This is a genomic window from Gordonia terrae (assembly GCF_001698225.1).
Classification (GTDB): Bacteria; Actinomycetota; Actinomycetes; order Mycobacteriales; family Mycobacteriaceae; genus Gordonia; species Gordonia terrae.
The window spans coordinates 3,616,419-3,641,402 of record NZ_CP016594.1; the positions used below are offsets into that span (position 1 = coordinate 3,616,419).

Sequence of the window (24,984 nt, forward strand, 5' to 3'; positions counted from 1 at the left end):
ACGAAATGGGATCGCGATCACCGTGCCACGGCGTGGTGTCGTGCACTGACGGTCGACGCATCGTCGAAGGGCAGCAATCGTCGAGGCAGAGGCGTCGGAGGAGTTCGCATGATCTTCAAAGGGGTGCGGGAGGGCAAGCCCTACCCCGACCACGGGTTGTCGACGCGCGGCTGGGCCAAGATCCCGCCGCGACAGTTGCGGCTCGACCAGTTGACGCCGATCACCAAGGTCCTCGCCCTGGACAAACTCCTCAGCGAGGACTCCACGTTCTACGGCGACCTCTTCGCCCACGTCGTGCGGTGGGAGGGCGAGCTCTACCTGGAGGACGGACTGCATCGCGCCGTTCGCTCGGCGTTGCGCAACCGCCACATCATCCACGCGCGCACCCTCGACCTCGACGCCCTGGACCTGGCCGACACGGCCAAGCCGTTGGACGAGCAGCTCGAGGACACCGCCGAGATCCCCGCGCGTCGGCCCCCGAGCGCACCCGACGGGGCGGGCGCGCACCGTCGTGGTCCGCGATCGACGGGCTGGACGAGTCCGCCCCGCCCCGACCAGACCTGGTGACAATCGGCGTGATCCGGGTCAGCCCCAGAGCACGCGACGGATCACCCCGTCGGCGAGCAGCCTTCCCGCATCGGTGAGCACGTAGGCCCCGCTGGTGGCGGTCAACAGACCGTCCGCGCAGAGCTGTTCGGCGTTCGCGGTCTCGGCCTCGTCGAGGAGGTCGCGCGGCAGTCCGCTGCGGCACCTGGTGGTCAACATGACGGCCTCGAGGTGTCGGTCCGCGGGACTCAACTGCTCGGCCGATGCGATCGGCAACACCCCGTCCGCCAACGACTTCGAGTAGCGCGCAGGGTGTTTGGCATTCAGCCAGCGAACGCCGGCGGCGTGGGAATGCGCGCCCGGACCGATGCCCCACCAGTCGTGACTGTGCCAGTAGGCGATGTTGTGGCGGCACACCGAATCGTCGCCGCGCGCCCAGTTGGACACCTCGTACCAGTCGAGGCCGTCGGCACGCAGGCGCTGGTCGAGGATCTGATACCGGTCGGCGAGGACGTCGTCGTCGGGCGCCGGCATCTCCCCGCGGCGGATTCGACGCGCGAGCGCGGTGCCGTCCTCGACGATCAGCGCGTAGGCCGACACGTGGTCCACCCCGGCCTCCAGGACGGCGTCGACGGTGGCGTGCAGGTCCGCATCGGTCTCGCCGGGCGTGCCGTAGATCAGGTCGAGGTTGACGTGGTCGAATCCGGCGGCCCGTGCCTCCCGGGCGGCAGCGACGGCCCGGCCCGGGGTGTGGGTGCGGTCGAGCAGCCTCAGCACGTGCTCGGCCGCCGACTGCATGCCGAGCGAGATCCGGGTGAATCCGGCTGACCGGAGGTCCGCGAAGAACCCGGGCGAGGTCGACTCCGGGTTCGACTCGGTGGTGATCTCCACATCGTCGGCCAGGTCGAAGTTCGTCCGCACGGAATCGAGGAGCCGCGTGAGACCGGCGCCGCCGAGGAGCGACGGCGTGCCTCCGCCGACGAAGATCGTCGAGACCGGGCGGGCCGGCGTCAGCAATCGTGCCGCGACCTCCAGTTCGCGGGCGACCGCCTCCTGCCACGAGTCCGGCGAGGACGAGGAACCCAGTTCGCCCGCGGTGTAGGTGTTGAAGTCGCAGTAGCCGCACCGGGTCGCGCAGAACGGGACGTGCAGGTAGAGCGCGAGGGGCACGTCGGGGTCGACGCCGCGGCAGGCATCCGCGACCATCCCGGCCGCGGGCGTTGCTGTCTCGACGTTCACCCCTCCATCATGCCGATCGTGGCGGCAAGGGCGGAAATCGTCGACCCCGCCGGGAACAGCGTCGTCGTCCTCGGCGTTGTGCCGCGCAGGCGAGGACCTCCCCCGCCCGGTTTTCATCATCATGATGGAAAATAACCCCAAGTAGACGAGCCGATGCGGAGCGTGGCACTATGGACCGCGTGATTTTCCCCGGGGTGTGGCTCGCCGCTCGACGCCACATTGATCTCAAGCGCGTCAACAGCGCTTTCTGTCGCATCTAGCGACGTCTCGGCCCCGATTTGTCCCCATTTCTCGGGGGATGCCGGCACGTTTCAGCCCGCAATTCGTGCAACGAACGCCGGCCCTGTGTGCCGGCACAGGAGAGTTCATGACGTCCACCACCGACGCCCCCGCCGCTTCCGCCTCGGGTGCACCGAACGACGCTGCCGCCGAATCGGCCACCGCAGCACCGGCCGCCGAGAAGCCCGCGCGGCCGGCTCGCAAGGCCCGTCCGACCAAGCGCCGCGCCGAAGGACAGTGGAAGCTCGGTTACCGTGAGCCGCTGAACCCGAACGAGCAGGTCAAGAAGGACGACAACCCGCTCAACGTCCGCGCCCGCATCGAGAACATCTACTCCAAGCAGGGCTTCGACTCGATCGACAAGCAGGATCTGCGCGGCCGGATGCGCTGGTGGGGTCTCTACACCCAGCGCGCCGAGGGGTACGACGGCACGTGGACCGGCGACGAGAACATCGACATCCTCGAAGACAGCCACTTCATGATGCGCGTGCGCTGCGACGCCGGCGCGCTCAACGTCGAGCAGCTGCGCACCCTCGGTGAGATCTCCACCGAGTTCGCCCGCGACACCGCGGACCTCTCCGACCGTGAGAACGTCCAGTACCACTGGATCCGCATCGAGGACGTCCCGACGATCTGGGAGCGCCTCGAAGGTGTCGGACTCAAGACCACCGAGGCCTGCGGCGACTGCCCGCGCGTCGTGCTCGGCTCGCCGCTCGCCGGCGAATCCCTCGACGAGGTCCTCGACCCCACCCCCGCCATCGACGAGATCGTCCGCCGCTACATCGGCGACCCGAAGTACTCGAACCTGCCGCGCAAGTTCAAGACCGCGATCTCGGGCCAGCAGGACGTGGTGCACGAGATCAACGACGTCGCCTTCGTCGGCGTCGTCCATCCCGAGCACGGCCCCGGCCTCGACCTCTGGGTCGGCGGCGGACTCTCCACAAACCCGATGCTCGCCCAGCGCGTGGGCGCCTGGGTCCCGCTCGACGAGGTGCCCGACGTGTGGGAGGCCGTGGTCTCGATCTTCCGCGACTACGGCTACCGACGGCTGCGCGCCAAGGCCCGGCTGAAGTTCCTCATCAAGGACTGGGGCATCGAGAAGTTCCGTCAGGTACTCGAGGACGAGTACCTGGGCCGCAAGCTGATCGACGGCCCGGCCCCGGAGCAGCCCGAGCGGCCGATCGACCACATCGGTGTGCAGAAGCTGCGCAACGGACTCAACGCGATCGGCTTCTCCCCCATCGCCGGACGCGTCTCGGGCACGGTCCTGACCAAGGCCGCGGCGGCCGTCGCGGCGGCGGGGTCCGACCGCGTCCGGTTCACCCCGTACCAGAAGCTCATCGTCCTCGACGTCCCCGACGACAAGGTCGACTGGCTGATCGACGAGCTCAAGCCGCTCGGCCTGCACGGCCGGCCCACGCGGTGGCGCCGGAATCTCCTGGCGTGCAGTGGTATCGAGTTCTGCAAGCTCTCGTTCACCGAGACCCGCAAGCGGTCGCAGGTCCTCGCGCCGGAGCTCGACGAGCGGCTCGCGGACATCAACTCGAAGCTCGACGTGCCGATCACGGTGAACATCAACGGGTGCCCCAACTCGTGCGGACGGTCCCAGATCGCCGACATCGGTTTCAAGGGACAGCTCGTCGAGGACGCCGACGGCAATCAGACCGACGGCTTCCAGGTCCACCTGGGCGGCAGCCTCGGACTGGATTCGGGTTTCGGTCGCAAGTTGCGCCAGCACAAGGTGCTGGGCACCGAATTGGGCGATTACATCGAGCGCGTGGTCCGCAACTTCGTCGACCAGCGCACCGAAGGTGAACGGTTCGCGCAGTGGGCCGTTCGTGCCGACGAGGAGGCACTGCGATGACCATCGAGACGACCCCCCGGACCGGGCGGCGCTTCAGCGAGGAACAACTGCGCGACATCGCCGAGAAGGGCGCCGCGGACCTCGGTTCCGACGCCACTCCCGAAGAGCTGATCCGCTGGACCGCGCAGACCTTCGGCACCAATTTCGTCGTCGCGTCGAACATGCAGGACGCGGCGCTCGTCGATCTCTCGGTGAAGCACATCGATCGCGATCTCCTCGACGGCGACCCGGTCAAGGTGCTGTTCCTCGACACCGGATATCACTTCGCCGAGACCATCGGCACCCGTGACGCCGTCGAGCAGGTGTACGGCGTGGAGATGGTGAACCTGACTCCCGAGCACAGCGTTGCCGAGCAGGATGAGCTGTTGGGGCGCAATCTCTTCGCGCGCGACCCGGGCGAATGCTGCCGGCTGCGGAAGGTCGTGCCGCTCAAGGCCGGACTCGCCGGCTACGACGCGTGGATCACGGGCATCCGTCGCGTGGAGGCACCGACACGGGCGAACGCCCCGCTCATCTCCTTCGACGAGGGCTTCGGGCTGGTCAAGATCAATCCGATCGCGGCCTGGTCCGACGAGACGATGCAGGACTACATCGACACCAACGGCGTGCTCGTGAATCCGCTCGTCGACGAGGGCTACCCCTCCATCGGGTGCGCACCGTGCACCGCCAAACCCGAACCCGGATCCGATCCGCGCAGCGGCCGCTGGGCCGGACGCGCCAAGACAGAATGTGGGCTGCACGCATGACCGTGACCGAAACACCGTCCGTTCCGGAGACGCCCGGCGTCGCCGCGGCCCAGACGAGCGGCGCCGCAGAGGCCGACGAGTTCACCACACTCGACGCCCTGGAGTCCGAGGCGATCCACATCTTCCGGGAGGTCGCGGGCGAGTTCGAACGTCCGGTGATCCTGTTCTCCGGCGGCAAGGACTCCACCGTCCTCCTGCACGTCGCACTGAAGGCGTTCTGGCCTGCGCCGCTGCCCTTCTCGCTGCTGCATGTCGACACCGGGCACAACCTGCCCGAGGTGCTCGAGTTCCGCGATCAGGTCGTCGAGCGGCACAACCTGCGGCTGCACGTTGCCAAGGTCGAGGACTACCTGGCCGACGGCCGCCTCACCGAGCGTCCCGACGGTGTGCGCAACCCGCTGCAGACCATTCCCCTGCTCGACGCCATCACCGAGAACCGTTTCGACGCGGTGTTCGGCGGCGGTCGCCGCGACGAGGAGCGGTCGCGCGCCAAGGAGCGGATCTTCTCGCTGCGCAATGCCTTCGGCCAGTGGGACCCGAAGCGTCAGCGTCCCGAGCTGTGGAACCTCTACAACGGTCGCCACGCCCCGGGCGAACACGTGCGGGTGTTCCCGCTGTCGAACTGGACCGAACTCGACATCTGGCGCTACATCGCCCGCGAGCAGGTCCTCCTCCCGTCGATCTACTACGCACACGAGCGCGAGGTCTACCAGCGTGACGGCATGTGGATGACCTCGGGAGTCTGGGGCGGCCCGCGCGAAGGTGAAGAGCTCCAACGCCTGTCGGTGCGCTACCGCACCGTCGGGGACGGCTCGTCGACCGGTGCGGTGCTCTCCGACGCCGCCGACAACGAGGCCGTACTCGCCGAGGTCGCCGCATCGCGGCTGACCGAGCGCGGCGCCACCCGTGGCGACGACCGGGTCTCCGAGGCCGCCATGGAAGACCGTAAGCGCGAAGGATATTTCTGATGAAACACGCCCCTGATCTCCTCCGCATCGCGACCGCGGGCAGCGTCGACGACGGCAAGTCGACGCTTGTCGGCCGACTGCTGTACGACACCAAATCCGTTCTGGCCGACCAGATCGACGCGGTCACCAAGGCCTCGGTGGACCGCGGACTCGACACCCCCGACCTGTCGCTGCTCGTCGACGGGCTGCGCGCCGAGCGCGAGCAGGGCATCACCATCGATGTCGCCTACCGCTACTTCGCCACGCCCGCGCGCTCGTTCGTGCTCGCCGACACCCCGGGCCATGTGCAGTACACCCGCAACACCGTGTCCGGGGCCTCCACCGCGCAGCTGGTGATCCTGCTCGTCGACGCCCGCACCGGCGTCGTCGCCCAGACCCGCCGCCACGCCGCGGTGATGGCTCTCCTCGGTGTCCCGCAGCTGGTGCTGGCCGTGAACAAGATCGATCTCGTCGCCGATCAGGCGTCGGTGTTCGCCGAGATCTCCGCCGAGTTCGCCGAACTCACCCGGTCGCTGGGCTGGTCGGACGAGCAGGTCACCGCGATCCCGGTGTCGGCGTTGCACGGCGACAACGTCGCGAACCGTTCCGAGACCACCAGCTTCTACGACGGGCCGACCCTCATCGAGCACCTCGAGACCGTGCCCAACCTGGTGGAGCGCAACGAGGTGGGCCTGCGCTTCCCCGTGCAGTACGTCATCCGTCCGCGCACGCCGGAGCACCCCGACTATCGCGGCTACGCGGGCCAGATCGCCGCCGGCCGGGTCTCCGTCGGCGACGAGGTGGTCGTCCTGCCGTCGGGGCAGCGGACCACCGTCAGCCAGATCGACACCGCCGACGGCGAACTGCCCACCGCACACACCGGACGCAGCGTCACGATCCTGCTGGCAGACGACGTCGACATCTCCCGCGGCGATGTGATCGCAGCCGCCGCCGATGCCCCGGAACCGTTGCAACAGTTCACCGCAACGGTGTGCTGGCTCGCCGAGAAGCCGTTGCGTCCGGGCGCGCGCCTGCTCCTCAAGCACGGCACCAAGACCACCCAGGCCATCGTCGGCGCACTCGACGCGCTGTTCGACGAGCAGAACCTGGCCCTGGTGGAGGCTCCGGAATCGGTGGAGCTGAACCAGATCGTGCGGATCTCGGTGCAGACCGCCGAGCCGATCCCGGCCGACGACTACCAGGTGAACCGCGAGTCGGGGAGCTTCCTGCTCATCGACCCGCAGGGCGGCAACACGCTGGCCGCCGGGCTCGTCGGCGACGCATTGGCTCCGTTGCATCTCAAAGAGCTGGTGTGACACCGAGTCTCGTCCTCGTCGCACACGGCAGTCGCGACCCGCGCTTCGGCGCGACCGCGCGCCGTGTGCGCGACGCCGTCGCCTCGAGCCTGCCCGGCGTCGACGTGGTGCTCTCCTACCTCGACCTCGACGAGCCACCGGTCGGGGATGTGCTCAGCCACATTGCCGCCGATCCGGTCGTCGTGCCGATGCTGCTCGCGGCGGGATACCACCACAAGGTCGACCTCCCGTCGATCATCGCGTCGTGCCGCCCGACGGCGCGACAGACCGACGTCATGGGCACCCGCTCGTTGACGGGCGCGCTGACCGATCGTCTGCTCGAGGCCGGCCTGGGACCGCGCGACGGGGTCATCCTGTCCGCGGTCGGGTCGTCTGACCCCGACGCCGATCGGTCGGTGCGTCTGCGCGCGATCGAGCTCTCGACACGACTGCACCGGCCCGTCGAGGTGGTCTTCGCGACCAAACTGGGCGCGGGACAGCGTGCGGTGTCCACGGCTGTGCGACGGTTGCGCGCCGGCGGCGCCGACCGAATCGCCCTCAGTCCGTATTTTCTGTCGGCCGGACTGCTCACCGAGCGGGTCGAGTCGGCGCTCGACGCACTGGTCGACGACTCACTCGTCGCCGGCCCGCTCGGCACTCACCCAGAAGTCGTCGACGCGATCAGCTCGCTCTACCGCGCGGCCGTCGACCGACGCGCGGTGCCCGCCGGTCACGCGGCTTCCTGACTCGGCGATCACCGCTCTGCCCCCTGGTCCGAAAGAACCGCATAACCCCTGGTCCCTAATCCGAGAACGCATAACCCCTGGTCCCTAATCCGAAAGAACCGCATAACCCCTGCTCCCTGAGGTGCGAGGAGCGCAAGCGACGAGCCTCGAAGGGCCTGGTGAGACACGTTCGAAACCCTTCGAGGCTCGCTTCGCTCGCACCTCAGGGAGCAGAGGGGGTCTTTCGTGGTCCACGACGGCCGCCAGGCCGCAGATACTGAGGTCCGGCGAGGTAGGTTGCAGGCCCGGCGAGGATCAGCCCGTGATGAGCCAGGCGATCACGACGAGGATCAGCAATGCCAGCAGCGCGAAGGTGACCGGCGAACGCAGTATCTTCTTCACAATCCGGTCCCATCGTCGTCGGCGAAGCGGCGTCGGTCAACCAGCGTGGCAGCGGCGTCGACCAGCAGGCTGAGTACATAGGCGATGAGGATCGCCACCGGGATGACGACGGCGACCGTCACGAGCAACTGGGGCACGAAGGACAGGCCTGTGAGCCATTCCTCCACGCTGTCCCACCAGGCGAAGAACGCCGACACCTCATCACCCCGTCATCCGAGTTCTCGATCGCGAACAGCAATCCGCCTGCCCGCTGCGCTGCGGTTTCGCGGTCCGTGATCACTGCCACCGCCCGGCTGCCGTGAGCCGAGTGGCGTCGGCGATCGCCCGTCGCAATGATAGGACCCATGTCTGTCGCAGATGACTCCACCGTAACGTCCCTGCCGACCGCGTCGCCGCGGGCATCCGGCACTGCGGCCGACGCCCACGTCACGCCGGCGACTCCCCCGACGCCGTCGCACACGAGCGCGTTCCCACCCATCGGCGACTACGCGTTCCTCTCCGACACCGAGACGAACTGTCTCATCGCCCGCAACGGCTCGGTGGAGTGGATGTGCGTTCCCCGTCCCGATTCGCCCAGCGTCTTCGGTGCGATCCTCGACCGCAGCGCAGGTCACTTCCGCCTCGCGCCCTACGGGGTGAACGTCCCGGTGGATCGGCGCTATCTGCCCGGCAGCCTGATGGTCGAGACGACCTGGCAGACCGACACCGGTTGGATCATCATCCGTGACGCGTTGGTCATGGGTCCGTGGCACGACAACGAACGTCGCTCGAAGACGCACCGCCGGACGCCCACCGATTGGGACGCCGAGCACATCCTGTTGCGCACCGTGCGCTGCGTGTCCGGCACCGTCGAACTGCACATGAGTTGCGAACCGGCCTTCGACTACCACCGTGGGACCACGAAGTGGGAGTACTCCGGCCCGGCCTACGGCGAGGCGATCGCGACCGCCAAGGACACCGATGCCGACACGCCCACCCTCAAACTCACCACGGACCTCCGCCTGGGTCTGGAGGGTCGCGAAGCGCGGGCACGCACCCGGCTCGTCGAGGGCGACAACCGCTTCGTCGCGCTCAGCTGGTCCCGGCAGCCGGCGCCGCGGAACTTCGAAGAAGCCGCCCAGAAGATGTGGGCGACAAGCGAGTCGTGGCGCCAATGGATCAACATCGGCAGCTTCCCCGATCACCCGTGGCGCTCCCATCTGCAGCGTTCGGCGCTCACGCTGAAGGGACTCACCTACTCCCCGACCGGCGCGCTGCTGGCCGCCGCGACCACGTCGCTGCCGGAAACGCCTCAGGGCGAACGCAACTGGGACTACCGCTACGCGTGGGTGCGCGACTCCACCTTCGCCTTGTGGGGCTTGTACACGCTCGGCCTCGATCGGGAGGCCGACGACTTCTTCTCGTTCATCGCCGACGTCTCGGGCATCACCAACGGCGAACGCCATCCGCTGCAGGTGATGTACGGCGTCGGCGGCGAGCGCACCCTCGAAGAGGAAGAGCTGACCCATCTCTCCGGATACGACGGCGCCCGGCCGGTCCGCATCGGCAACGGCGCGTATAACCAGGCGCAGCATGACATCTGGGGCACGATGCTCGACTCGGTGTACCTGAACATCAAGTCACACGAGGCGGTGCCGGAGACGCTGTGGCCGGTGTTGAAGGCACAGGTCGAGGAGGCCATCGAGCACTGGAAGGAACCCGACCGCGGAATCTGGGAGGTGCGCGGGGAGCCGCAGCACTTCACGTCGTCGAAGGTGATGTGCTGGGTCGCCCTCGATCGCGGGTCGCGTCTGGCGACCATGCACGGCGAGCAGGCCCACGCGAATAAGTGGGCGGCGATCGCGGAGGAGATCCGTGCCGACATCCTCGAACACGGCGTCAACGAACGCGGGGTGTTCACCCAGCGCTACGGCGACGACGCGCTCGACGCCTCGTTGCTGCTCGTCCCGCTCCTGCGGTTCCTCCCGCCTGACGACCATCGGGTGCGCGCAACGGTTCTCGCGATCGCCGACGAACTGACCGAGAACGAACTGGTGTTGCGCTACCGGGTCGAGGAGACCGACGACGGTCTCAGCGGCGAGGAGGGCACGTTCACGATCTGTTCGTTCTGGCTGGTCTCGGCGCTCGTCGAGATCGGCGAACTCCCACGGGCGAAGACGCTGTGCGAGCGCCTGCTCTCCTACTCGAGTCCGCTGAAGTTGTACGCCGAGGAGATCGACGCAAAGACGGGACAACACCTGGGCAACTTCCCCCAGGCGTTCACCCACCTCGCACTGATCAATGCGGTGATGCACGTGATCCGCGCCGAGGAGGCGGCCCACCAGGCCACCTTCCAGCCGGCGAATCACTGAACGAGGCCACGTTCCGTCGTCCTGTCGGCTCGAGCCGGCAGGGACGTCTGTGCTTCGGTTGCCCAAGTCAGACTGTCGTGGCGCCCAATGCGAGCATGTCGGCGACCATGGGCTGATGGGACAGCAGGCCCGCGTCGACCTTGACCTCCTGGCCGTTGATGCCGGCGGCGTCATCGGAGGCGAGGAATGCGAATACCTTCGCCTGTTGCTCAGGGGTGGGCATCTCGGGGTTCAGGTTCTGACGGCGGAAGATGTTCTTGATCGCCTCGGGAAGCTGCTGGGCAGGGGGTGAGGACGTGGTTCCCGGGCTGACTGCGTTGCAGCGCACGCCTTCTCGGCCGTACTGGGTGGCGAGGAACTTGGTGAGCGCGATGACACCGGCCTTCGAGGCACCATATCCGCTGAGACTCGTGTCGCCTGCAGACCCGTGCGTGGATGCCGTGTTGACAATCGCTCCACCGGCTTTGCGCAGGTACGGCAGGGTGTGCTTGCTCAACAGCATCACACTTCGCAGATTCACGGCGAGGACGTCGTCCCAGGCTTCCACCGTCATCGTGGCGACGTCGCCGTCCTCAGCCGGAAAGATGCCCGCGATGTTGATGACGATCGTGGGTTCGCCGAGCTGCTCGACAGTGGCATCCACCAACCGCTTGACCTGTGATTCGTGGCGCACATCGGTTTCGATCGCGATTGCCACCTGCCTCCCGTGGCGTTGATTGAGCTGGTCGGCCAGCGCCTGCGCCCCGGCGATGTTGATGTCGGCCAGCGCGACGAGTGCTCCCCCTGCGGCCAGTTCGGTGGCTGTCGCGCCACCGATGTTGAGGCCGCCGGGCTCGACAGTCGTCGCGCCGGTCACGATGGCCACTTTGTTCTCGAAGTCGGGCATCTCTGTGTCTTCCTTTTTCAGATCATCATCGGGTTGGTCGCAGTGTCGTCTTGTCAACGTGCCGTCGGCTCACGGCGGCCGCGATGTCGAAGGCGCCGCTTCCGCGCGCCGCAGCACGTCGCCGATGAACACCCCGATCTCGGCCACCCCTTCGCGAGCGCGCGGCAGGATGTCGGTGGAGAGCGTCCAGGCGTGGAAGGTCTCGGAGTACATCGAGAGCACGCTGGACCCGTTGCTCGCCTGTACATTTCGATGAAGGCGCACCGCGTCGTCGAGCAGGATCTCGGATTCGCTGGCGAGGACGAGGATCGGTGGTAACCCCCGCAAGTCGGCGAATACCGGAGAGGCAAGCGGGTTCTCGGCGTCGGCGTCACGGAGGTACGCGGCCCTCAGGTCGCGCAGCGAACGCTCGGTGATGACCGGGTCGGTGTGTCTGTTGCTCGCGATGCTCTCGCCGGAGGCGGTGAAATCGGCGAGCGGGGACACGACCGCGGCCGCCGCCGGCAGTTCGGCACCGCGATCCCGCGCGTGGATCAGCACCGCCACCGTGAGTCCACCGCCCGCCGAATCGCCACCGATCACCGTCCGCTCGGCGCCGAACTCGGCGATCACCGCATCGACGACCGACGCCGCATCGTCGACCGCGGCGGGAAACGGGTGTTCGGGCGCAAGTCGATAGTCGGGGACGACGACCGGCGCCCCGGTCGACCTCGACAGCGCCGCGGCGACGTGCTGATACCCACGCGCACTGCCCATCACGTATCCGCCACCGTGGAACCACACGAGCACACGGTTGTCGGCCACAGCCCCGGCTCGCACCCGCACTGCCGGCACGCCGCCGACGATGACGTCGGTCACCGAGACATCGTCATCCAGAACGGCGTCGAGCATCATCGTGTCGAGGTCGCGCCGCAGATCGTCGAGTCGAGCCCGCCGGTTTCCCAGCACCGCGGCCAGGCGATCGCGGGCTCGGACGAGAAGGTCGTCGTCCCCTGCCCCGGTCATGCGCGCTTGACGCCGTTCGTCGTACCGGCCGGCGGCAAGGCCGCGTGGGTACCGAAACTGCGCGCGTGATAGGTCAGCGGTGCGATCGTCTCGCTGGCCACGTCGACGACCCGGCCGAACACGACGATGTGGTCGGCGACCTCCGCTGTGTGCATGACCTCGGCGGCAAGCCAATGCGGCACGTCGGCGATGCGCGGTACGCCCGCATCGACTCGCCACGACACCCCGTCGAACTTGTCCGCGCCCTTCCGGGCGAACTGTCCGGCGAGCCTCGACTGCGTGCTGCCCAGGACGTTCATCCCGAAGACCCCGGCGTCCAGCACCAGACCGAGCAGTTCAGACCCTCGATCGAGTGAGACCAGAAGCGACGGAGGCGTCATCGACAACGATGCGAAGGCACTCACTGTCGTGCCGTGTGGACGCTGTCCGTCCATGGCCGTCACCACCGCCACCGGCGTACACACCGTGGCCATGGCGTCGCGGAATCTGGCGGTCAGGTCATCGACCTGCTGAGCGATCATCCCTGGGTCCTTTCTCGTCGTGCAGCGGTCACACCGAGAGGTTCTTCCGAAGGAACGCGCCGGCTTCGTCAGCTGCCTGGATTCCTTCGGGCAGAATCGACGAGAAGAGGGGCCACACGTGAACCATGTCGTCGTACAGCGACACCGACGCCGATCCACCGGCTTCGACGATCTTTGCCGCCGCTCGGCGCGAATCATCGCGCAGAACCTCACCTGATCCGACCATGAACAAGGCCGGGGGCAGGTCCTTCAGCTCCGCGAACAGCGGAGATGCCTGCGGGTCGGCGGGATCGTGACCCTGCAGATACGCCGCGCTCACATTGCCGATCGAACCCCGGGACACAGCGATGTCCTTGCCGTCGAATTCGTCGATACTGTCGCCGCTTGCTGTCAGGTCGAGCAGCGGCGAGATGAACACCGCAGCGGCGGGCAGGTTTTCACCCTTGTCACGGAGGGCGACCAGCGCGCCGAGCACCAGCCCGCCGCCGGCCGAATCGCCGCCGACCGCGACATTGTGCGCACCATGACGTTCGACGAGCGCGCTGATCACCGCAACCGTGTCGTCCGAGGCTGCCGGGAACGGATGCTCGGGCGCCCGCCGGAAGTCGGCGAGTATCGCCGTCACCCCCGAGGCCCGCGACAGGTTGTGTCCGAGCTCCTGGAAGCCGCGGGCGCTGCCCATGATGTTGCCGCCACCATGGAACCAGACGAGGACCTTGTCCTCCGCCGCCCCCTCCGCCGCGACGCGCAGCACGGGAACTCCGCCGACCTCGTCCTCGGACGGTTCGACACCCTCGGGCAGTGCGAATTGCAGGAACAGTCGATCGTAGGCCTCGCGTAGGTCGTCGACCGTCGCTGTCGCGGGGTCGGGGAAGCCCTCGAGGTACATCTTCTCAACGCGTTCGAGCGCAGGTGTCCTGGCCATGATTCCTCCGAATGAAATTGGTTCCGAATGAGATTGGGTCCGAATGAGATTGGTTGACATCGCGGCGGGGGTCACAAGGCGTCGACGGAGAGGTCCATCACCGAATCGTCGACGTCGCGGGCGATTGCGGATTCGGCGATCACCACGGGCAACACGTTGCGAGCGAAGAACTCGGCGGCGGCCACCTTGCCCTCGTAGAACGCGCGGTCTCGGCTGCGCCCCGCCTGCGCCGTCGCGAGTGCATCTCGCGCGACGTCGGCGCCGCGGAGAAGCAACCAGGCCACCACGAGGTCACCGAGCATGAACATGAGGGGCGTGGCATTCAATCCGACGCGGTAGACGTTGGTCGCGCGGCCACCTTCGGACCGCGGATCAGAGGCCGTCAGGTCGGCGACCATTCCGATCACCACGTCGCGGACGGCCCGGGCAGCCTCCGCCAGCAAGGCGCTCTCCCCCGCCGGCCCCTGTTGTCCGTCCCGACCGGCGAAGCTGCTGATCTCGCCGAAAAGATGATCGACGGCGACACACTTGTTCCTCGCGATCTTGCGGAAGAACAGGTCTTGCGCCTGCATCGCCGTCGTGCCCTCGTACAGGGTGTCGATCTTCGCGTCGCGCACGTATTGCTCGATCGGGTGGTCCTGCAGGTAACCCGAACCTCCCAGGGTTTGCAGCGATTCGGTACCGAGGACTGTCCACGACCGTTCGGAGCCATAGCCCTTGACGATCGGGAGAAGGAGATCGTTCACCGCCTCGGCCAGTCGGGTGTCGGAGCCGTCGGCGGCACCGATCGCGATCTCGTCCTGCCACGAAGCCGCGTACAGAACCAATGACCTGAGACCCTCGGCATAGGCCTTCTGCGTGAGCAGGGAGCGTCGGATGTCCGGATGGGCGGTGATGGGAACCCGTGGGGCGCCGGGATTCGAACCCTGAGCGAGGTCTGCACCCTGCACCCTGTCCTTGGCGTACTCCAGGGCGTTGAGGTATCCCGTCGAGAGTGTCGCAATCGCTTTGCAGCCCACCATCATCCGTGTGTCCTCGAGTACGTCGAACATCTGGTTGATCCCGTCATGGACCTCACCGAGGAGCCACCCGCGCGCCGGCCCGTCCGCGCCGAGCGTCATCTCGCAGGTCGCCGACACCTTGACCCCCATCTTCTTCTCGATCCTGGTCGCATACACCCCATTGCGCTCACCCGTGAGTTCGCCGGTCGCGACGTCGAAGTGATACTTCGGCACCAGGAACAGGCTGAGGCCCTTGGTTCCGGGTCCACCCGCTCCCTCGACCCCGACCGGACGGGCGAGCACGAGGTGGAGGATGTTGTCGGCCAGATCGTGCTCGCCGGCGGTGATGAACCGCTTCACCCCGACGAGGCTCCACGTACCGTCGTCGTTGCGCGTTGCGGTTGTCTTCCCGGCGCCGACGTCCGAACCCGCATCCGGTTCGGTGAGCATCATGGTCACACCCCAGTGTCGCGAGGCGACGATCTCCGCGATCCGCTTGTCGCGCTCCGTTCCGCGTCGCCAGACCACCCGGCTCCCGGTCGGGAAGGCCAGGTAGGTCCAGAGGGTCGGATGAGCCCCGAGGACGAACTCCGCCAGCGCCCAGTTGAGCGAACTCGGTGCGGCGGTGCCGCCGAGCTCGGGAAGCACGCGAAACCGCCACCACTCGGCGTCGAGCCACGTCTTGTAGGTGGACGCGTAGGACGCCGGTACCGCAACTGTTCCCGCGGCGGGATCGAAAGTGGTCTCCGCGCGGTCGGAGTCGGCAAAGGAGTCGGCGAGGCGCTCTCGTGCCAGCTGCTCCACTTCCCGCAGAGCCATCCGCGCGGTCTCACCGTCGACTTCCCGGAACGGTCCGACGCCGAAAACCTGGTCGCGACCGAACAACTCGAACAAATTGAACTCGACGTCGCGCAAGTTACTCCGGTAGTGCCCCACTGTCGATCACCTCTCCCTCCACCGACGCGCTCACCGGGATTCCCGTGTCAGCGGCGCCGACGCCCTCTGGTTCTGTCAGTCCTCGGCCCGTGCGTAGATCGGCAGGAGTACCGCCGCGGAGTCGACGAGCATCTTGGGATCGACCAGCAGGTGCTGTGTCGCGACGTGCATGTCCCGCACGTAGCGGCCGAGTGTGCTGGTGGAACCGATGCTCTTGCTCCCACCCCAGCGATGGGCGAACTCCACCGCGTCCAGGGCGACCTCGTGCACCCACGACAGCATCTGGGTGACGCGGGCGACGTGCTCGGGAGTGATCGGCTCACCCGCGGCCACAGTATTCTCTGCCGTCGTCGTGACGTCGTAGACGTAGAGTCGGGCAGCGCGGAGATTGGCTTCCTTCCGGGCGAAGTCGATTCGGAAGAAGTCGGCTTCGCCCACTGGGATCGTGTAGTTGGGACGCATCTTTCCCGTCGTCAGGTCGGCGACCAGTTCCAGTGCACGAGTGGCGATGCCGAGTGCGATCGAGGCGTGCGGCAGTCCACCGGCCAGTTCGTTGGTCAGTTGGTACATGACATCCGGCCGCGTCGCCGTGCCGCCGAAGGTCGGTGTCGTGTACTCGGCCGGTACGAACTGTTTGGTCACCCGGTAGTCATGGCTGCCGGTGCCCGCGAGACCCCAGACGTCCCAGTTCTTCGTGAACTCGACCTGGTCTTTGGGCATCAGAGCGATGCGTGCCTGTGGCTGACCGTTCTCACCCAGAATCGGAGCACCGTTCTCGTCGGCGACGATGAAGCCGGCTCCGATCCAGGTCGCATGGTCCGAACCGCTGGCGAAGGAATAGTCGCCGTCGATGATGTAGCCGCCGTCGACCTGGATGCCCATGTGCCGGGGCAGGAGCTGACCGGCCGCGATGAAGGGACGATCGGCGCTGAACACGGTCGCCGCGACCTCCGGTGCAAGGTAGCCCACGACGCCGGCAGTACCCCACTCGCTGGCCATCCAGGCCCAGCCCACCGAGGCGTCGGCCTTGGTCACCTCCTCGAAGACGCGCATACCCTCGCTGGGCAGCAGACCCCCACCCCCCAGGTCCTCGGGGATCAACATTCCGTGCAAACCCAACTCGACCAATGCATCGGCCACGGGCTTGGTGATGGTGCGCTCCCGTTCGATCGCCTCGGCCTCGTCGCGGATCAGCGACGCGATCGAGCGAGCACGCTCGAGGTAGTCCGCCTCCCTCGAGGACGCTTGGGTGGCTTCGGGGCTCAGAACTTCGGTCATGACGATGCCTTCCGTGCAGAGATGTCCGTCCGCCGTGGCCGCTTCGATCCAGCGGGACACGACCGGCGTCGGGTGAACTCTCGGTGTTCGACGTTCCCCCGCCGAATCACCGGATGTGAGTAAGCTAACATAGTAAGTACTAATGTCAATACCTGATTTTGCAGGTAGCACGGTTGTTGACCATCCGCACCAGGCATAGTAATCATTAACCAACGTTCCCAGCCTCGCGGCGAACCGAGTTTCACGGCCGCACCGAATTCGCGGTCGGGCGAATACATCGAGGAAGCAGGATTCCCGCCATGCGCATCGGCACAGTTCTCGGCCACGGCCGAGATTTCGATCAGATCGCCTCCGAGACAGTGGATTACGAGTCAGTCGGGCTCGATTCGGCAACTCTCGGCGAGGCCTACACCTTCGACGCGGTGTCCCAGCTCGGATTCCTGGCCGCGCGGACCACGTCGATCGAGCTCGCCACGGGGATTCTCGCGCTCGACGCACGAACTCCCGCAACGCTGGCGATGACCGCGGCCGGGCTCGACTACGTGTCGAAGGGGCGGTTCCGGCTCGGGATCGGCGCCTCGGGACCCCAGGTCGTGGAAGGATTCCACGGCGTCGCGTTCGAGCACGCCGTCGGGAAGACCCGCGAGACCATCGAGATCTGCCGCACGGTGTGGCGACGGGAACCGCTGCGCCACCAGGGCCGCCGATTCCAGATCCCCGTTCCGCCCGATCGTGGAACCGGTGTGGGCATACCCCTCAAACTGATCAATCATCCGGTGCGGCCGGATATCCCCATCTCCGTGGCCGCACTTGGTGAGACCATGGTCGCGCTGAGCGCCGAACTGGCACAGGGGTGGGAACCGATCTTCTTCTATCCCGGGAAGATGCAGGATGTCTGGGGCGATGCCCTGCGTCGCGGCAAGGCCAGACGCGATCCGGCCCTGGGAGATCTCGACATCATCGTCCGGTTGCCGTTCGCCATCGTCGACGATGATTCCGCGTGGCTGGATCGTGCCCGCCCCCAGCTGGCGCTCTACATCGGAGGAATGGGGTCGCGCGAGAAGAATTTCTACAACTCGTTGGCGCGACGGTACGGGTTCGACGCGGAAGCCGCCTCGATCCAAGACCTGTTCCTGTCGGGCCGTCACGCGGAAGCTGCGGCGGCGGTACCCGATGAACTGGTTCGCGCCACATCGCTGATCGGGTCGGCCTCCTACGTTGCCGAACGTGTAGCCATGCTCGCCGAACTCGGCGTCGGGTTGCTCAACGTCGTTCCGATGGCCGACACCCACACCGAACGCCTTGCCGCCGTCGAGTCGCTTCGAGCACTCGTCGACTGACCACACCCCCGGAAAGCAGGAGTTATGACCCCCACGCCGAAACCCAACCCGCACCTCGACCGCGAGACTGTGCACCGCGCAGTCTCCGCGGGCAACGTCGGCTGCCTGCTGCCGGTTCTCTATCAGCTGACCGGCGAGGAGAAGTGGCTGTCGGCCCCGTACACCCCGAAGTCGCCCAGGGGTTTCGAGGAGCTGAACGACGGCGGTCTGCCGCCGGAGATCCTCGCCGAGATCCACGACGCGGTGACCGACGCGGTCCTGGACTGGTGCCACGGGAAGCCGCCGGCCGGCCCCACCCCTGCCGGTGCTGAACTCGCCCGGCTGATGAGCGTCTCCATGGGTGAGCCGATCGGGGAGGATCACGCGCCGATGATCGCCGAGCAACTCGGCTTCGCCCCGTACCAGCCATCCGGCATCAGGGGCCGTATCCGGGACTCCCGCACCGACTTCGGTGTCGTGATCGTCGGTGCCGGGATCTCCGGTCTGCTGTGCGCGATCAATCTCGAGAAGGCCGGCGTCCCGTACACCGTCTTCGACCGCAATGCCCATCTCGGTGGCACTTGGTGGGCCAATCGGTACCCCGGCGCTCGTGTTGACATCCCGAGTGATCTCTACTCGTTCTCGTTCCACCCCAAGAACTGGTCGGAGTACTTCGCACGACGCGACGAGATCTTCGAGTACGTGTCGGACGTGGCGCGCACGCACGGGATCATCGAGCGAATCTGCCTGCAGCACAGCGTCGACTCAGCGGTGTGGGACGACGCGGACCAGCGGTGGGTTCTCGCGGTCACCGGACCCGACGGCACCCAGCAGGAGATCAGCGCGACGGCGTTGGTGACCGCCGCTGGTCTCCACAGCACGCCGAACATCCCCGCATATCCCGGTACCGCGGAATTCACCGGGCAGATCGTCCATTCCGCGGAATGGCCCGCCGATCTGGACCTGACCGGCAAACGGGTCGCCGTGGTCGGTAGCGGAGCGAGTGCGATGCAGCTCGTCGTGGCCATCTCCGAGCAGGTCGAGTCGATGGCGATCGTTCAGCGACAACCGCAGTGGATCACACCGAACGAGCATTACTTCGCACCGTCGGATCCGATCAAGCACTGGTTGTTCGACAACATCCCGTTCTACCGCGGCTGGTACCGATTCCGTCTCTACTGGCTCTACACCGAACGTACCTTCGCCGCGCTGCCCGTCGATCCGGACCGCGCCGCGAAGGGCAAGCTGGTCAGCTCGCTGAACGACGCGTTTCGCGCACACTTCACGGCCTACCTCGAGCGGCAACTCGACGGCAACGCCGATCTGATCCGCCGCACGACACCCGACTACCCACCGTTCGGCAAGCGTTTGCTCATCGACAACGGCTGGTTCGCCACCCTGCGCAAGGACCATGTCGAGCTGCTCACCGACCGCGTCGACCGGCTCACCGCGACCGGGATCGTGACCGCCGACGGCGAGGCACGGGAGATCGACGTGCTGATCCTGTGCACCGGGTTCCAACAACAGCGGTTCCTGTTCCCGATGGAGATCCGTGGCCGTGAGGAAACGTTGTTGCGCGACAGTTGGTCCGACGACGACGGCCGGGCCTACCTGGGTATCACGACGCCGGGCTTCCCGAATCTGTTCTTCCTGTACGGCCCCAACACCAATCCGCCCGGGGGCAGCTACATCACCATTGCCGAGGCCCAGGTCCGTTATGTCGTGGAGTCGATTTCGCGGTTGGTCACCGAAGACCTGGCCTCGATCGAATGCCGGCCGGAACCGTATGAGCGGTACAACCAGGAACTTGATGCGGCCAACGATGCGATGGTCTACGCCATGGACGGGGTCGACAGTTACTATCGCAACACCAGCGGCCGCGTGGTGACCAACTCGCCGTGGCCGGTCCACGAATACTGGTCCCGCACAGCATATCCGGACCCGATCGACTTCGTGACCACCGCGCGCACCTGATCCGGCAGATCGCCTGTCCAGGCAATTCGCCACCTCACCCCGCAGACGCGCCGGCCACTGCGCGCGTCTGCGGGGTGAGGTGGCAGGTTGGTGAAATACGACCGACTCCCCTGCTCGACCGTTCTGCGACGGTCGACGAGGTCAGTCCGGCAAACCGTTTCGCAAGGCGGTCGAGATCTGCTCGCGGACATCGACTTCGGTGAATCGGAGCACGGCGTCGACCGTCTTCGCCGATGCGCCGTCGTTCCGATAGGTCGACGCGAGCGCGGTCGAGATCGCACGACGCCGCTGCCGCAGGCCCTCGACCCCGGCTCCTGACACATCATGACCGAGTCCCAATTGCCGGGCCAGGTCGTTCGTCTCGGCGATGCACCGCGACAGCCGTTCGGTATCCCAATCGATGCGATCGGCAAGGTTGTCGAGGGCCTCGATGACCGCGGCCAGCTCGAGCCGTGCGGTCGTGTCGGTCAGGTGGCCGGCAACGCGGTGTACCAGAGTGTCCCGGATCGTGGCGAAGAGCTGCCCCGGCTCGGTGGAGTAGACGGTCATGGCTCAGTATCCCCATTCTCTGTCCCGCAGCATCTTCGACAGCCAGCCGATGCTGTAGTAGACGCTGTGCGCCATGTTCGAGTAGCGCAGTTCATCGCGCTCACCGCACGAGTAGATGTCGACCGCCTGCAGGCATCCGACGGCCGTCTTGGTCAGCGACTGCACGGCCCACCAGGTGAGCGCTTCGGGTTGTGGGCGCCAGCCTCCCGCCGTCTCGTACTCGTCGAGGAAGGGCTCGAGATCGATCAGCTTGCACAGCAACGGCGAGCGCCCCCTCGAAGTCCGCTGCGCGAACCAGGCGATGTCGGCGGTCGGATCGGAGAAGTGGGCGGTCTCCCAGTCGAGCACACCGGTGATGGCGCCGTCGGCGATCACCACATTGCCGACACGGAAGTCGTTGTGGACGAGCGAGACCCGTCCCGACACCGCGTCTCGGCGATGATCGAGCCAGGCGAAGGCGAGATCAAGAATCGGAATGGGGATGTCGACGACGTCGCGATAGACCTGCGCCCACTTGTCGTTCTCGTCTTTCCCGGTGTCTTCCGGCGCCGGGACCGGACCGAGCACGGTCAACCCCAGGGTCTGCGGATCGGCGGCATGGAGACGCGCCATCTCGCGGGCGACATCGCGACCGAGTTGTTCCCGCTCCGCCGGGTCCGGGACCATCCGAGAGATCGTGGGTGGCATCGGGATCTGCCCGTGCACCTTCTCCATCGCGAACCATCCGCGCGCCCCGGCGGTGGGGACAACGGAGGCGACCACCTTCGGGACGCGCATACCGATGGCGCCGGCGGCACCGAGCAGCGCGACCTCGCGGGACACGTCGTAGTCACCGGCGATGCCGCTGACGGGTTGCCGCTTCACGGCATAGGTGTCCCCCTCCGGACCTCTCGGACCATCCCATGCGACGGTCACGAGGTAGGTCTCCCACGAGTTGCCCTCCCCACGCTTGTCGACATCGGTGAGGCGCAGGGTCCCGGCCGCGTCGAGCGCGCGATCGAGTTCGGCGGTCAGCTCGCCGAGAAAGCTCTCGGCGGTGGTGGTGGCCATCAGAAGATCGCCGCCTTCGGCCCGCCACCGTCGACCACGAGACGTTGTCCTGTCATGTATTCCGAGTCGGCCGACACCAGGAAGGCCACGGCACCGGCGACGTCCTCCGGCCGACACACCCGCCCGGACGGCGACGAGGCGTCGAGGTCGTCGATGTCGGTACCGCGGCTGGCCGAACCGGCGTTGCTGACCAGCAGATCGACGGCGCCGAGATCGCTCGCGATGGTGTCCACCATCGACTCGACGGCCCTCACGTCGTCGATCGACACCTGATAGGCCCGAGCTCTTCCGCCGAAGGCGCCGATCTCGTCGACGACCTCGGCGGCGGCTTGGGCCTCACGGCGGTAGGTGATCGCGACGGTTGCGCCGTCCCGGGCAAGTCTCGACGCGACCGATCGGCCGACTCCTCGCGATCCGCCGGTGACGAGAGCGACGCGACCGGTCAATGGCCCCGTCACGTTGTCCCCTCGACACGGCCGGCGGGATCGTTCATCACTTCGTTCGCTCCTTCGTAGGTCTGCGGGTCCGCCTCACGCCGGATGGAGTGGGCGACACATCGCGGATCGCCGCTGCTCACGCGTGCGCGCCCGCGCGAGTCGGCCAGTACGCGTCCCGTAGCGGCTTCTTGTAGAGCTTTCCGGTCGGCAGCCGTGGCATCTCGGCAATGAAATCGAACGACCTCGGGCACTTGAACTTCGCCAGTTCCGCACGGCAGAACTCGGCCAGACGGAGCGCGAGCAGACCTTGATCGGCGTCGGGGTCGACCGGTTGGATCACTGCCTTGACCGCCTCGCCGAAGTCCTCGTCGGGCACGCCGAAGACCGCGGCATCGAGCACCTCGGGATGGGTGACGAGGAGATTTTCCACCTCCTGCGGGTAGATGTTCACCCCGCCGGAGATGATGACAAACGCCTGACGGTCGGTGAGGTACAGGAATCCGTCCTCGTCCAGGTAGCCGATGTCCCCGATCTTCGACATCGTGCCGTCGGCGTCCCGAGCTTCGGCGGTCTTGCCCGGATCGTTGAAGTACTCGAACGTTGCACCGACGCCCCGGAACCAGATGGTTCCTGGTACTCGCGGCGGGCATGGGTTCCCGTCATCGTCGAGGATCACCGGCTCACCCATGAACGGACGGCCGACGGTTCCCTTGTGCGCCAGCCACTCCTCGGGTGTACAGCCGCAGATGCCGTTCGCCTCGGTGCCGCCGTAGTACTCGTAGATGACCGGGCCGAACCAGTCGATCATCGCCTCCTTCACCGCCACCGGGCACGGTGCGGCACCGTGCACCACCACCTCCAACGACGAGAGGTCCTGCTGCCGTTCTCCTTCCGGGAGTTTGAGCATGCGCGAGAACATGGTGGGAACAACCATGGAATGCGTGATCCGGTGTTCCTCGATGAGGTCGAGGTAGTCACGGGCATCGAACCGCTTCATCACGACGATCGTCGCGCCGAGACGGATGCCGATGGCCACCGACGACTGAGGCCCGGAGTGATACAGCGGAGCGGGCGAGAGAAAACGCATGCCCTCCCGGAGGTGGAAGACCTTCCGACCGAAGTCCTCGATGTCCAGGATCTGTCCCGGGTGCGCGTCGGGCAGATTGCGCTTGATGGCCTTGGGCCGGCCGGTGGTGCCCGACGAGTAGAACATCGGAGTTCCCAGTCGCTCGTTCTCGCCTGGGGCGTCGCCGAACCCGGCGACAGCCTCGGCGAACGACTCGAATGGTCCGGGCAAGGATGCGAGCTGGTCGGCGTCGACGAGGAGCCAACGACCCACCGCTGGGCACAACTGCGGTAAGTCTTGTGCAACAACGAGTTTCGCCACTGTTGTGATGACCAGCTTCGACTGCGAGTCGTTGATGATGTACGCGGCCTCGCCGGCCGACAGAAACGAGTTGACCGGCGTGTAGAACAGTCCGCTGCGTTCGGCTGCGGACATCGCCACGATCATCTCGACGTGATTCTCCATGAACAGGGCGATGTGGTCGCCCGGCTCACATCCGTTCGCACGGAAGAGCGCGGCGAGTCTGTTGGCGCGCGAGTCGAGGTCCCCATAGGTGAGAATCGCATCGCTGCCCGCCATGATCACGGCCGGGCGGTCGGGGTGTTCGGCGGCGTGACGTCCGGGATACATGGGAACTCCTTCTACGGGCGGATCGGTCGCAGGAACTCGGCGACGGCCCAGCCGCCGACGCCTTCGGCGAGATCGACGGTCATCTGCCCCATCCGCACCGCGCGGTCCTCGGTGCGCTGGGTGACCGGGACGAAGTGGCGGATCGTCCCGTCGACCACGATCGTCGGCAACCCCTCTGCCTGGACGACGCCGACGTGGCGCCCTGAGTAGGTGGATTCGCCGGCGTAATCGGTGAGGACGCGGTAGTCGGTGATCGGGTGGGCGACTCCGTCGGTGGTCAGCACGGCCCCAGCCGACACCCTGATCCCTGACTTCTCGTATTCGCCGTAGGCACTGAATGCGGTCCCGTCGGCGAGCCAGCCGGCCACCCATTCCCCGGTGTAGGAATCCCATTCACGCGGACCCCACGAATGGTCCCGAAACGACGTCACCTTCTCGAGCACCCAGGTCCGCGTCCCGACCCGGATGGTCCCCGAGAGATGACCGAACTGCTCGTAATGGTCGCTGGCGAAGGTCGACTCGCCGGGCGTGCAGTCGCCGCCACCGTCGCTGTTGATCACGAACATCGGACTCGATGCCTCGTAGGTGAGCGAGATCTCGCAGTCCTCGGCGGGCGCGTTCTTGAGAGCGATTCGTCCGTTCTCTGCCATCAGGGACGGATGCGTCACGCGCGCAACCGAGTTGCGGTAGGTGATCGTCGCCTTTCGAGTGGGCTCGGTGAACACGATCTCGAGGCCTTGACCGGCGAACCCGTCGTTGGTGTCCCGGGGTGTCCGACCCGCACGAAATGCGATCGCGCCGCCCGGCAGCGTCAGTTGCACCGAAGTCTCGCTGTAGCCGAGATTCGGACGGTTGCCGATGCGCACGAGACCGCCCAATTGCGAGACGGGGTCGACGAAGTTGAAGTAGACGCTTTCGTTGAAGTTGTGGACGTCGGCGGGGTCGTGCGTCCCTTCGGCGTCGGCGCCGTACTTGCACACGGTGAACGGCTGGTTGGTCATTGTGCTCCTCTG

Annotated in this window: 22 protein-coding genes; 9 read left to right on the forward strand and 13 right to left on the reverse strand. The window is 66.7% G+C overall.

Going from position 1 to position 24,984, the window contains the following annotated elements; all coding sequences use genetic code 11:
- Nucleotides 1-108: 108 nt before the first annotated feature.
- Nucleotides 109-567 carry a type II toxin-antitoxin system VapB family antitoxin gene (locus BCM27_RS16205; RefSeq protein ID WP_004023027.1) on the forward strand — a complete coding sequence of 153 codons (459 nt, stop codon included), beginning with the start codon at nt 109-111 and terminating at the stop codon, nt 565-567.
- Nucleotides 568-585: 18 nt separating this feature from the next.
- Here BCM27_RS16205 and hemW read toward each other — a convergent pair whose 3' ends face one another.
- Nucleotides 586-1,752, reverse strand: a complete 1,167-nt coding sequence (gene hemW / locus BCM27_RS16210) for a radical SAM family heme chaperone HemW (RefSeq protein ID WP_051987151.1) — start codon at nt 1,750-1,752, stop codon at nt 586-588.
- A 400-nt stretch (nt 1,753-2,152) separates the two neighbouring features.
- Between hemW and BCM27_RS16215 the strand changes: the two genes are divergently transcribed.
- Genes BCM27_RS16215 through BCM27_RS16235 form a run of 5 tightly spaced genes read left to right on the forward strand, consistent with a single transcriptional unit; the run spans nt 2,153 to nt 7,662 of the window.
- Nucleotides 2,153-3,928: a nitrite/sulfite reductase gene (locus tag BCM27_RS16215; protein WP_004023029.1), complete on the forward strand. Its 1,776-nt coding sequence runs from the start codon at nt 2,153-2,155 to the stop codon at nt 3,926-3,928.
- On the forward strand, nt 3,925-4,674 hold the full coding sequence (locus BCM27_RS16220; RefSeq protein ID WP_004023031.1) for a phosphoadenylyl-sulfate reductase: 750 nt from the start codon (nt 3,925-3,927) through the stop codon (nt 4,672-4,674). The genes BCM27_RS16215 and BCM27_RS16220 overlap by 4 nt, the downstream gene beginning before the upstream one ends.
- Complete coding sequence (cysD, locus tag BCM27_RS16225) at nt 4,656-5,642, forward strand: sulfate adenylyltransferase subunit CysD (RefSeq protein ID WP_004023032.1); 987 nt, start codon at nt 4,656-4,658, stop codon at nt 5,640-5,642. Before BCM27_RS16220 ends, cysD begins: the two co-directional genes overlap by 19 nt.
- Nucleotides 5,642-6,937 carry a sulfate adenylyltransferase subunit 1 gene (locus BCM27_RS16230; protein ID WP_004023033.1) on the forward strand — a complete coding sequence of 432 codons (1,296 nt, stop codon included), beginning with the start codon at nt 5,642-5,644 and terminating at the stop codon, nt 6,935-6,937. The genes cysD and BCM27_RS16230 overlap by 1 nt, the downstream gene beginning before the upstream one ends.
- Complete coding sequence (locus tag BCM27_RS16235) at nt 6,934-7,662, forward strand: sirohydrochlorin chelatase (protein WP_004023034.1); 729 nt, start codon at nt 6,934-6,936, stop codon at nt 7,660-7,662. Before BCM27_RS16230 ends, BCM27_RS16235 begins: the two co-directional genes overlap by 4 nt.
- Nucleotides 7,663-8,039: 377 nt before the next feature.
- Here the strand turns inward: BCM27_RS16235 and BCM27_RS16240 are convergent, their stop codons facing one another.
- Entirely contained in the window at nt 8,040-8,240 is a 201-nt protein-coding gene (locus tag BCM27_RS16240; protein WP_004023035.1) for a hypothetical protein, read from the reverse strand.
- Between the two features lie 147 nt (nt 8,241-8,387).
- Between BCM27_RS16240 and BCM27_RS16245 the strand changes: the two genes are divergently transcribed.
- Complete coding sequence (locus BCM27_RS16245) at nt 8,388-10,394, forward strand: glycoside hydrolase family 15 protein (protein ID WP_004023036.1); 2,007 nt, start codon at nt 8,388-8,390, stop codon at nt 10,392-10,394.
- A 67-nt stretch (nt 10,395-10,461) separates the two neighbouring features.
- On the opposite strand, the gene BCM27_RS16250 is transcribed toward BCM27_RS16245, so the two are convergent.
- From BCM27_RS16250 to BCM27_RS16275, 6 genes are all read right to left on the reverse strand, one after another.
- The gene (locus tag BCM27_RS16250) at nt 10,462-11,280 is read right to left on the reverse strand and encodes an SDR family NAD(P)-dependent oxidoreductase (protein WP_004023037.1); all 819 of its coding nucleotides are present in this window, start codon (nt 11,278-11,280) and stop codon (nt 10,462-10,464) included.
- A gap of 69 nt (nt 11,281-11,349) precedes the next feature.
- Nucleotides 11,350-12,285, reverse strand: coding sequence for an alpha/beta hydrolase (locus BCM27_RS16255; protein WP_004023039.1), 936 nt, complete (start codon nt 12,283-12,285; stop codon nt 11,350-11,352).
- Complete coding sequence (locus tag BCM27_RS16260; protein ID WP_004023040.1) at nt 12,282-12,806, reverse strand: flavin reductase family protein; 525 nt, start codon at nt 12,804-12,806, stop codon at nt 12,282-12,284. Before BCM27_RS16260 ends, BCM27_RS16255 begins: the two co-directional genes overlap by 4 nt.
- 28 nt (nt 12,807-12,834) lie before the next feature.
- Nucleotides 12,835-13,731, reverse strand: a complete 897-nt coding sequence (locus BCM27_RS16265) for an alpha/beta hydrolase (protein ID WP_004023041.1) — start codon at nt 13,729-13,731, stop codon at nt 12,835-12,837.
- Nucleotides 13,732-13,802: 71 nt separating this feature from the next.
- A complete protein-coding gene (locus tag BCM27_RS16270) occupies nt 13,803-15,668 on the reverse strand; it encodes an acyl-CoA dehydrogenase (RefSeq protein ID WP_004023042.1) in 1,866 nt (621 codons plus the stop codon).
- 75 nt (nt 15,669-15,743) lie between these two features.
- Nucleotides 15,744-16,946: an acyl-CoA dehydrogenase family protein gene (locus BCM27_RS16275; protein WP_033204030.1), complete on the reverse strand. Its 1,203-nt coding sequence runs from the start codon at nt 16,944-16,946 to the stop codon at nt 15,744-15,746.
- A 299-nt stretch (nt 16,947-17,245) separates the two neighbouring features.
- Between BCM27_RS16275 and BCM27_RS16280 the strand changes: the two genes are divergently transcribed.
- Entirely contained in the window at nt 17,246-18,286 is a 1,041-nt protein-coding gene (locus BCM27_RS16280) for an LLM class F420-dependent oxidoreductase (RefSeq protein WP_004023045.1), read from the forward strand.
- Nucleotides 18,287-18,310: 24 nt separating this feature from the next.
- Nucleotides 18,311-20,239, forward strand: a complete 1,929-nt coding sequence (locus BCM27_RS16285) for a flavin-containing monooxygenase (protein ID WP_004023046.1) — start codon at nt 18,311-18,313, stop codon at nt 20,237-20,239.
- A gap of 141 nt (nt 20,240-20,380) precedes the next feature.
- On the opposite strand, the gene BCM27_RS16290 is transcribed toward BCM27_RS16285, so the two are convergent.
- The 5 genes from BCM27_RS16290 to BCM27_RS16310 form a co-directional block, all read right to left on the reverse strand.
- On the reverse strand, nt 20,381-20,788 hold the full coding sequence (locus tag BCM27_RS16290; protein ID WP_004023047.1) for a hypothetical protein: 408 nt from the start codon (nt 20,786-20,788) through the stop codon (nt 20,381-20,383).
- Nucleotides 20,789-20,791: 3 nt separating this feature from the next.
- Nucleotides 20,792-21,838, reverse strand: a complete 1,047-nt coding sequence (locus BCM27_RS16295; RefSeq protein ID WP_004023048.1) for a phosphotransferase family protein — start codon at nt 21,836-21,838, stop codon at nt 20,792-20,794.
- Nucleotides 21,838-22,296: an SDR family NAD(P)-dependent oxidoreductase gene (locus BCM27_RS16300; RefSeq protein WP_004023049.1), complete on the reverse strand. Its 459-nt coding sequence runs from the start codon at nt 22,294-22,296 to the stop codon at nt 21,838-21,840. The genes BCM27_RS16295 and BCM27_RS16300 overlap by 1 nt, the downstream gene beginning before the upstream one ends.
- Nucleotides 22,297-22,411: 115 nt before the next feature.
- Complete coding sequence (locus tag BCM27_RS16305; RefSeq protein WP_004023050.1) at nt 22,412-23,971, reverse strand: AMP-binding protein; 1,560 nt, start codon at nt 23,969-23,971, stop codon at nt 22,412-22,414.
- 11 nt (nt 23,972-23,982) lie between these two features.
- Nucleotides 23,983-24,972, reverse strand: coding sequence for a DUF7065 domain-containing protein (locus BCM27_RS16310; protein WP_004023051.1), 990 nt, complete (start codon nt 24,970-24,972; stop codon nt 23,983-23,985).
- Nucleotides 24,973-24,984: the final 12 nt, after the last annotated feature.